Annotated in this window: 8 protein-coding genes; 2 read left to right on the plus strand and 6 right to left on the minus strand. The window is 34.1% G+C overall.

The annotated features are described in order from the left end of the window. The 6 genes from Q0L68_RS11615 to Q0L68_RS11640 form a co-directional block, all read right to left on the minus strand. Window positions 1–697, minus strand: a 697-nt coding sequence (locus tag Q0L68_RS11615; protein ID WP_296703184.1) for an Ig-like domain-containing protein, incomplete at its 3' end; no start/stop codon positions are given. Window positions 698–1,533: 836 nt separating this feature from the next. Next, window positions 1,534–3,798 (minus strand): T9SS type A sorting domain-containing protein, encoded by a 2,265-nt coding sequence (locus Q0L68_RS11620; protein ID WP_296703186.1) that lies wholly within the window; start codon window positions 3,796–3,798, stop codon window positions 1,534–1,536. 234 nt (window positions 3,799–4,032) lie between these two features. Further along, window positions 4,033–5,787, minus strand: coding sequence for a transcription termination factor Rho (gene rho, locus Q0L68_RS11625; RefSeq protein WP_296703191.1), 1,755 nt, complete (start codon window positions 5,785–5,787; stop codon window positions 4,033–4,035). A gap of 196 nt (window positions 5,788–5,983) precedes the next feature. Continuing rightward, window positions 5,984–6,673: a DNA repair protein RecO gene (recO, locus tag Q0L68_RS11630; protein WP_296703195.1), complete on the minus strand. Its 690-nt coding sequence runs from the start codon at window positions 6,671–6,673 to the stop codon at window positions 5,984–5,986. Then, a complete protein-coding gene (locus Q0L68_RS11635) occupies window positions 6,673–7,257 on the minus strand; it encodes a thymidine kinase (protein ID WP_296703199.1) in 585 nt (194 codons plus the stop codon). Before Q0L68_RS11635 ends, recO begins: the two co-directional genes overlap by 1 nt. Window positions 7,258–7,261: 4 nt before the next feature. Further along, the gene (locus Q0L68_RS11640; RefSeq protein ID WP_296703201.1) at window positions 7,262–7,588 is read right to left on the minus strand and encodes a 2Fe-2S iron-sulfur cluster-binding protein; all 327 of its coding nucleotides are present in this window, start codon (window positions 7,586–7,588) and stop codon (window positions 7,262–7,264) included. 32 nt (window positions 7,589–7,620) lie between these two features. On the opposite strand from Q0L68_RS11640, the gene Q0L68_RS11645 reads away from it, so the two are divergent. Both Q0L68_RS11645 and Q0L68_RS11650 read left to right on the plus strand, forming a co-directional pair. Then, complete coding sequence (locus tag Q0L68_RS11645; RefSeq protein WP_296703202.1) at window positions 7,621–8,733, plus strand: hypothetical protein; 1,113 nt, start codon at window positions 7,621–7,623, stop codon at window positions 8,731–8,733. Window positions 8,734–8,885: 152 nt separating this feature from the next. Beyond that, on the plus strand, window positions 8,886–9,452 hold the full coding sequence (locus Q0L68_RS11650; RefSeq protein ID WP_296703204.1) for a Pycsar system effector family protein: 567 nt from the start codon (window positions 8,886–8,888) through the stop codon (window positions 9,450–9,452). Window positions 9,453–9,607: the final 155 nt, after the last annotated feature.

Here is a 9,607-nt window from a genome sequence, read left to right on the forward strand (position 1 = left end):
CATCCCGTGTTTCGGTCGCATCGGCACAGCCTCCTGTTCCTGCAACAGTATAGGTAATGGTAGCTGTCCCTGCAGCAATACCTGTAATATCACCGGAAACGGGGTCAACAGTTGCAACGGAAATGTTATCAGAAGACCAGGTTCCTCCCGCAACTGTTGAAGCGAAGGTTGTTGTTCCGGCCTCACAAATGGCTTGATCACCGCTCAAGGTTCCGGCACTTGGTGAAGTGGTAACAGTAATTGTCCCAATTTGGATTTCATTCCCGGTTCCATTACAACTCCCTCCAGATGCAATTACAAAGTAGGTTTTTGATTCAATAGGGATACCACTGATTGAAATACTGCTTGTTCCATTTCCTGAAACAATTAATCCTGAAGGAAGATTTGAAACAGAAATTATCCCACTATTCACTGAAAAATCTATTTGCTCAATTGGAGAACCCTCACAAACTTCTTGATTTTCAGAACCAGAATCTAGCGTAATGTCACAAGCCATCACTTCCCCAATCCTTAGCACTTTTAGATTAGAATCTATATATGATAGAGTGGCAACATGTGAATTTTCTGTTTGTATTTCAACATTCGGAATCTGAGGAATTAGTTTGCGAAAACTATTTTCTAGTGTATGGGCATAAAAATTCCAACTGACAAAAATCAGAGAAAAAAAAATTAGGGTTTTGAAAAGTGTCTTACCCATTAAATCAATTTAGATATTTTATCACTATTAAAATGCATTTCAAATATAGTAGGTTCGTTATTGGAATAAAAGGTTAATGCTTTAAATTATTGGTTTTCAATGAAATAAATATTTGAATAGTTTTTATAATTTAAGATTTACTGATATAAACCATAATCAAATAACTATTTATTTAATTAATGTTAATAATTATATTTATATATAATACATTTTCATTTTTTTGGAGTGCAATATTTTTCAAAAATAAAATAGGAAGTGAAAATCATCAATTTATCGAATATGAGCAAATTTTAGCTTTATTTAAAGGTTATGTCTAAGTCACTTGTTATATAAGCTTTAGCTTTATTATGCGAATCTTTTTTTAAAAAACATAAAAAGGAGTAATGATCCATTCGATTTTTTATTACGATTTTCCTTTAAAATCTATTAAATGAGCTAAAATTATTCTATCCTATCGATTGTGTTTGTTCCATTTAATGGGATCAGATTTTCTTCTTCCAAAATTCTTGAGTCACTCAACATTTCAGGCCAAAATTCCCATAAATACCGATAATGAAGTTAAGCTAAAGTCTGAACTTCTATTGAAATTAAAAGAAGTGTTTTTCTGATTTTGTCTAAATTCAAGTGAGCTACATACGACGATTAAGGCGTTATATATAAACATTTAGATTTTGTTATGTAGTCAATCAACCAAAGGAAGGAAACTTCCGGGCGTTCACATTTTTTAAAAATGTTGATTTTAAGGGTGTCTTGTATTTAGGGTAAGGTTTATTTTACAAATTTCAAAAATAATTGTTCTTATAACTTGAATTGAAGATTATTTATAAGATTGAATCTTAGTGTCTAATGATTTTGTGGACTTCTTTGTTTTTACCCCAATTAATTTGAATGATATATATCCCCGCAGATGATTTCATTAGAAATTCCTGAATTTCATTAGAAATTTCATTGGAATCTGAATTTGAAAAAATTTGATAATTCCCAATTGGAGAAATAATACGAACTGTAATAATTTCATCTCCAAAGGCGGAAGGATCAATTAATTCCAATTTAAAACTATTTCCATTTGTTGGATTTGGGTAAAGCTTCCAATTTTTATTTGAATGCAAAGGTTCAACCTGAATAGCTTTAGTATTACTGTAACTACTGTTTCCATTCTCATCGACTTGCTTCAACCGGTAATAGATATTTCCCCCAAGAAGAGGTAATTCCTGGTCTATAAAGTTATAGTTAACAATTTCATCAGTAAATCCATTTCCTAATACAATGTCGATTGTTTTCCATCCGTTAATGCTATTCAATGATCTCTCTATTTCAAAATGTGAATTTTGCCATTCTTTAGCAGTAGACCAATCTAAAAATGCTGATCTTGAATTTGCTTTAAATATTACATTAAAACTTACAAATTCAACAGGGAGGATTCTACATCCTCCATAATATGCTGGAGCTGGATCAGTAACTATATTAGAATCAGTAACCTGGTCAGGAAAAATCCCGGCACAAATTTCAAAAACCCCAGAATTTCTAATTGTTAAACTACTTCTAGGCCCTTTTGCAAAATTTCCTTCCACTAAAACATAGGAAGTTTGTGAATTTGTCCAAGTTGTGCCTGAAGTATTATCAAAACTTAAATTCCCTTTAAAATTTACGTTTGAATTTCCAGTTAAACTTACATCAGCGCCACCATCAATATTTGAACTTCCTAAGATTACTATTTCCGAGTCTCCTGTTAAATTTAAAGTAGTCCCGCTATTATTTAGTGTTAAGGTAGAATTTAGAGTCAAATTCGCTGAATTATTTAGGAATATATCTGCTCCTCCTTCGGCATCAAACGAGCCTGATACCGTTACTATGGCATCATCACTTAAGTTTAGTGTACTGTTTGTGCCATCAAATAAGACATCTGAATCAAATGATCCGGAAGAATTCCCGGAAAACCGTATCCCATTAACTAAATTATCCGTGGTTACTTCCACGTCCTCTTGAACAAGTAGGGATGAGTTATCAGCTAGTGATAAAGTGGATTGCACATCTAAAAATAGCTGACCTTCCAAAATAATTTGGCTATTGTCATATCCTAGAATTTTTGATTGATCAACAAGGTCAGTATTATCTGTGATGGTCATCAAAGCATCATCATATAATATGATAGTAGAGCCATCTTCTAATTCTAAATGATCTCCAACAAATAAAATGGAATTTTCATTTAAAATTATTTGTGAATTTCCCAACATAAACATTTCTCTTCCAATATTTAATTCAGAATCACCAAAAAATTCTATTGTAAATGAATCATCTATTTCAAAATCTCTATCTATCGATAGACTGGCATTATCATTCATCTGAAGAGTGCCACCATCAAAAAGAATTAAATCTCTAGATTCCATGTAAGAATCATCTTCAAAAGAAATATCAGGGGTATTTCCGTCAATAATTATATCTCTATTAGAAATAATTCCAGATGTCCCTGAGAAGATCACATTAGAATCATTGCTAATAGTAAAATCCCTATTGGTCGCTGTAGATTCGAAAATTGAGTTAGAAAGCGCTGAAAAATTTAAAGCTCCATCACCATCTATTGTGATGCGATCAGAGAAAAATTGAATATTACCATCAGCTTCAAACTGAGCAGCTTCAGTTATTTCTGTTATATCATCTACATTTATGTCTAAATCACCGGAAATAGTAACACGACTGTTTCCATTAACTAAGAAATCACGACCTACTACTAAATCACCAGATCCACTTAATGTTAATGACTTATTGTTAAAGCCAGTCACCAATAGATCTCTATTAATTGTTAGAGTTCTATTTGCTGCTATTTGAATAGAGACCTGGTTATTATTTCCAATATTTAGATCATTTAGGCCATTGACGTTGTGATTAATAACTATGTTGATTGGACAAGCTCGGTTATTTGTGGCTACAGGAGGAGTGTTGGGAATTGGACTTCCACATCCCGCTGTGTTTGTAATGGTCCATCTAGAAGCATTATTCCAATTTCCGTTTGAGTTTGAGGTGTATGTTTGGCCAAAAGCCTCACTTCTAAAAAATAAAGAACAAAACAGCAATAGGTAATATAGAAGATTATTGCTCTGCATTAAAAACTATTTTTGTAGTAAATTCCTAGAAGGATGATTATTAGAATTGATAGGTATAATTAATGCAATAATGTATTCACAAAGATAAGTAGATTTGCATCTAAACATTAAAATTCTAATAAATGTTTGTGGTTTTTTAAGCTAAATTTTTCATGTTTATTATTTTGAAATTTGAATAACAAAAAAAGCTCTTGATTGAAAAATCAAGAGCTTTTTAGGATAATGGATTTATTATTACCCGTTCATACTGATTAAAAACTCAGCATTATCGCGGGTTCCTTTCATTCGCTGAAGCAGGAATTCCATAGATTCCTGAGCAGTCATATCGCTCATTAGCTTACGCAAAATCCAAACTCGCTGCATTTCTTCCTTGTCCATTAAGAGATCTTCTCTTCTGGTTCCAGAACTTAATACATCAATAGCAGGATAAATTCTTCTATTCGATAGCTTACGATCCAGGGCAAGTTCCATGTTACCAGTTCCTTTGAATTCCTCAAAGATCACTTCATCCATTTTAGAACCTGTTTCGACCAAGGCAGTAGCAATGATGGTCAATGAACCTCCATTTTCAACATTCCTAGCAGCACCAAAGAATCGTTTTGGTTTGTGAAGTGCATTAGCATCTACACCACCCGAAAGAATTTTTCCTGAACTTGGCACTACCGTATTGTGAGCCCTAGCAAGTCGAGTGATTGAGTCGAGCAGGATGACTACATCGTGTCCAACTTCAACCATTCTCTTGGCTTTTTCCAGAACGATGTTAGCTACCTTCACGTGTCTATCTGCAGTCTCATCAAAAGTTGAAGAGATCACTTCTGCATTTACCGATCTGGCCATATCTGTAACTTCTTCTGGTCTCTCATCAATCAGAAGAATCATCAAATGTACCTCAGGGTGATTCTTTGTAATCGCGTTGGCAATTTGCTGTAAAAGAACTGTCTTACCGGTTTTTGGTTGAGCTACAATCATTCCTCTTTGTCCTTTACCAATTGGCGCAAACAAATCAAGAATTCTAGTAGACATTTTATCCGGAGAAGTAGAAAGATTTAATCTTTCTTCCGGGAAAAGTGGTGTTAAGTACTCAAATGGTACTCTATCTCGGATCTCGTCAGTAGTCTTACCATTTACCGTTTCAATCTTCAGCAAGGCAAAATACTTTTCTCCTTCTTTTGGAGGCCTAATAGAACCTTTGATATGATCCCCAGTCTTTAAACCAAAAAGCTTAACCTGGCTAGGAGATACATAAATATCATCGGGAGAGGCCAAATAGTTATAATCCAAAGATCTTAAGAAACCATAACCTTCCTGCATCATTTCCAATACACCTTCATTGACGATTACACCGTCAAATTCTCTGGCATTTACAAAAGGACGCTTTCTATTGGAATGTGGAGTGGTTTCAGCGGCAGGAGCCATCACTTCATCTTGAGACTTGAAGTTTTTCCTTTTAGGTAATTCTATCTCAGATTCTTGTTTTTCGATGGATTTTGGTCCAGAAACCGCTGTTCCTGGGCTTTCTTCTTTAGTTTTCTCTTCAAAAACTTTTCGTCGTGGCCTAAAAGTTTTGGCATCCTCAGCTTGAGGAGCATCTTCAGTTTGGGGCTCTGACTTTTTATCTGTTTCCCTTTTATGAACTCTCTCCGGTTTTGGAGCAGGTTTCTTTACCTCCTCGGAGGCAGAGCTTTCTGTAGGAATTTCCTTTGGAATTTCAGTCACATTTTGCCTTTTAAACTTTGGCTTGTATTCTGGCTCCTCAGAAGCGGGTTTGCTGACACTTTCACTTTTGTTAGCTTCTTCTGGCGAAGCAACTTCTGCGGCAGATGGTTTTTTCTTTGGCAAAGCTTTTTCTGGGGTGATTGCTTGCTGGTCAAGGATCGCATAGACTAAGTCGTCTTTCTTTAGAGTCTTGTGGTTTTTGACTCCAAGTTCCTCTGCGATTTCCTTCAGTTCAGACAGTAATCTGATTCTGAGTTCTTCTATGTTGTACATAAAGAGGGTATGAAATAATAAGATATTGTAAAATGCGGTATTTGGGATCGTGATCGAATTTCTGAGCAAAAAAGGTCTGCAGGAAAAGCTCAAGTCAAAGTGGGATGACTTGGATACTCACGTAACACCACAATATTAAAGGATCGATTTGGATTTAGCAAATTTTATTTTTTATTCATAAGATAATGATTTGATTTCAGTCCAATATTTGACGAAGAATAGCCATTGATTTCCAAGATTGGTTATTTTCCAGTTGCTGATTATAAAAATCTAACAAATGGTCCAGTAGCTTTCTTCTTAGGGATAATTTCACGTTGAACTGACATGAGTATTTTTTCAACATAAGTTCTTGAATGAAATATTCGGTCATTTCAATTTCGTCCCCTGTAAAAGGCTGGCCTGTATTTTCCGTCAAGAATTCACTGGCACTGGCCGGGGCAAACCCAAGATATTTGGCATTCTCCATTAAGAAAACTAAGGGGAAGTGACCTAAAGATGTTTCTTTTTTGTCCAATCTTTCAATACTCTCTTCCAAAAAATCATAGAGATTTTCGTTTTGGTAGTTTTCGAAAATGGATCTAGATATAACTTCTGTCATAAATAACGCTAAGCCAGTCCTATTAAAATCAAATGGAATTATTTGATTTGCTCTATTGATCTTTACTTCTGATACTCTTTGAATCCCTGAATTCTCTTTGTTATAAACAACCATTTCTAAGATGGTCATTGGTTGATATAAGGCTATTTTAGACTTGCTTTTTTGGCTTCTCACCCCATTTACCAAATAGGTTTTTAATCCAAGTTCTCTCGTGAAAATTTTACAAATGATACTAGTTTCTTTGTAGCGGATATAACTTAAAACAATACCTTTCGTCTTATGCAACATTATTTTTTCTCCTCAAAGAAACATTTCCTACATCTAGCTTCATAAGACTCTTTTTCCCCTAGCATGACTTTTTGTTTGGCATCTGATAATCTAAAGGAAAATGTTGCTAAATCCCCACATTTCATACAAATGGCATGCACCTTTGTAACATATTCCGCAATTGCCATTAAAATTGGCATTGAGCCGAAAGGCCGTCCTTCGAAATCCATATCTAGTCCAGCAAGGATTACTCGTTTGCCTTGCATTGCTAATTTTTGAACTACAGAAACTATTTCAGTATCAAAAAACTGAACTTCATCTATTCCCACCACATCACAATCCCCACTCAAAAGAAGAAGATCTTCTGCAAAATCAACAGGAGTGGAGCGGATCGTATTTTCATTGTGCGAGACTACTTCAGATTCACTGTACCTTTTATCAACGGAAGGTTTAAAAATTTCAACTTTTTGTCTGGCAATTTTTGCCCGATTGAGTCTACGAATCAATTCTTCAGTTTTGCCTGAAAACATCGATCCGCAAATGACCTCAATTTGACCTTTTCGCTCTGGAAATTTATTCCTTCCTATAGAAGGTTCGATAAACATACTTTTAATTACTGTATTCTAAATGTGGAAACTTATTGATTTCTGCTACACGAACAATTAAATCGCCTTTAGATAAGCGTGCTTGGCAAGATAACCGTTCATTGGATTTTAACCTTCCAAGCTTTGCGAACTTCTCCTCAGCGGAAGTTCGTGGACTTAAATTTTCTTCCCCTTGCACCAAAATTATTTTACAGGTGGTGCAACGGCCTTTTTTACCACAAGCATGCATCCAGTCAATACCATTTTCATGAATTAATTCAATAACTTTACGATCAGCAGCTTTCGAATTAATTTCTCGATTAAATAAGTTTTGAATGACTATTCGTGGCATTTGTTCGTTGCATTTTTAAACAAGACAATTCAATGACAATTCAAATTAACAGCAATTATTTAGAAAAATACGCCGAAGAATACGCTACCATCGTTTGTGACGGCTTTTTTTCTTCAAAACAATACATTACAGGTCAAGATATCATTCAACTGACAAGTAGCACTCAAGTAAATTTTTTTATCATTAAGAGGTTATTTGAGCTTTGGCAGGAGGAATTATCTAAATTGAAAAGTAATCCATTTTTTGATTATAGGGATATTGCCGTGCATGAGGCATTGACCCAGTTTATGAATGTATTATCCAAGAGAATTAAGGTGGAGAGAGATAATCTCGAGCCTTTGATAAAAATAGCGGTAGTCCAGGCGATAGCGCTCGCTACAGATCCTGTAAGCTATTATCAATCGGAAATAGAAAAAGCACCTGAGGGAAAAATAAATGAATATCTAAAAGAGAATAAAAAATACTACAAATGGCATGATAGAGTAATCACTTTTTTGATTGATAAGGCGGGCTTTGGTCATGATAAAACAGAATATCTGAGAGCCATAGGAGCAAATTATCAAGTCATAAAAGAATCACTTGAATCGGAAAATCTACTATTGGCAACATTTGGTGATGTGAAAGCTTTTAATTTGGATTTTTATAGAATTGACACAGATTACCCTGATGGAAATACAAATGATTCTCAAAATAAAGAAGAGGAATCCAAATCCTCTTTTTTTGACCAAGTAGAAGTCAAGCAAACAGAAGAGATAGAGGTTGATGAGTCGAATGTTTTTAAAAAAGAAGAACAAGAACCTAACTTAGCTGAGGTAAAATCTCACTCAGATAGAAATGCTACTTTAAATTCTGCTTTACTGAAATCGAGATTTGAAACAGAATCTTATAAAGGGATGCGAGGTGTCATTGGAGAATTGTCAGAAAGTCTCGCAATCAATCAGAGGTTTATGTTTACAAAGGAGCTTTTTGATGGAAACTCAGATTTGCTTTCACATGCTTTAAAATCAATTGACGATTGTGTTAATTTTAATGAAGCTATACAATTGGTTAACAAAAGATATGTCAATGAATTAAACTGGGAAATAGAAACGGAGCCTGTCCAGGAGTTTTTGTTATTGATTTATAGGAAGTTCGATGAAGTTTAATAGTAAATTGACGATCTATTAAAAAGCCTTGATTGAATGTTCTATTTTGTTATTAGTCTACAATAATTTCAGTCTTTATTAAAGAATTTGTTTAAATCATAGATTATTTTGAATTTAAAGGAATTAATATTTTCAATAATCATAATTTATTAATGGTTAAAAAAGGAGAAGGGCTTGATGATATCCCTGAATTTGATGATGGATTGGATATTGTAGATAACTATTGGTATCTGATCAATTATTTAAGGGATTTGATTAAGGCATCCGAAATTAAGGCTGGTTTGGTGCTTTCATTCTATGGTTTATTGATAAATGTCTTTTTTCAATTTTCTGATCATCTTATAGAAGTTGCTGCTTTAGACCCATTTATCTACATTTTTATGGCACTGTGGTTTATGTTTAGTGTAACTTCAATTTACTATAGCTTTAGGTGCTTTATGCCCCAAATAGAAAGCAAGTTTGATAATAGTGTATTTTTCTTTGGGGATATAATCAGCTCTTATGGTACTATCAAAGAATATGTTAGAGTTTTAGAAAAAATAAGCGTAAAGAGAAGACCTTATCTGGATCAACTAGGTGAACAAGTGTATATCAATGCAAAAATCACTGCAGCGAAATTCCGAAATGTTAACCTTTCCATTAGGTTTCTTTCTTTTAATATTGGCCTGTTGTTTGTATTTATTTTGTATTATGCCTTAAGATCTGCCTTGCAGGTCTAAATCTTTTTAATGAAATGAAAGGATACTTAAAACTAAGAAGAATCGTATTAAAGAAATTGAAGTCTGATCTGCCTTCATACTTATCCTATCATGGGTTAGACCATACGTTGGACGTGCTAAATGTATGTGAGCAATACATTCGAAGGTTAAAATTG

The organism is Algoriphagus sp., assembly GCF_024642405.1.
Taxonomy (GTDB): Bacteria; Bacteroidota; Bacteroidia; order Cytophagales; family Cyclobacteriaceae; genus Algoriphagus.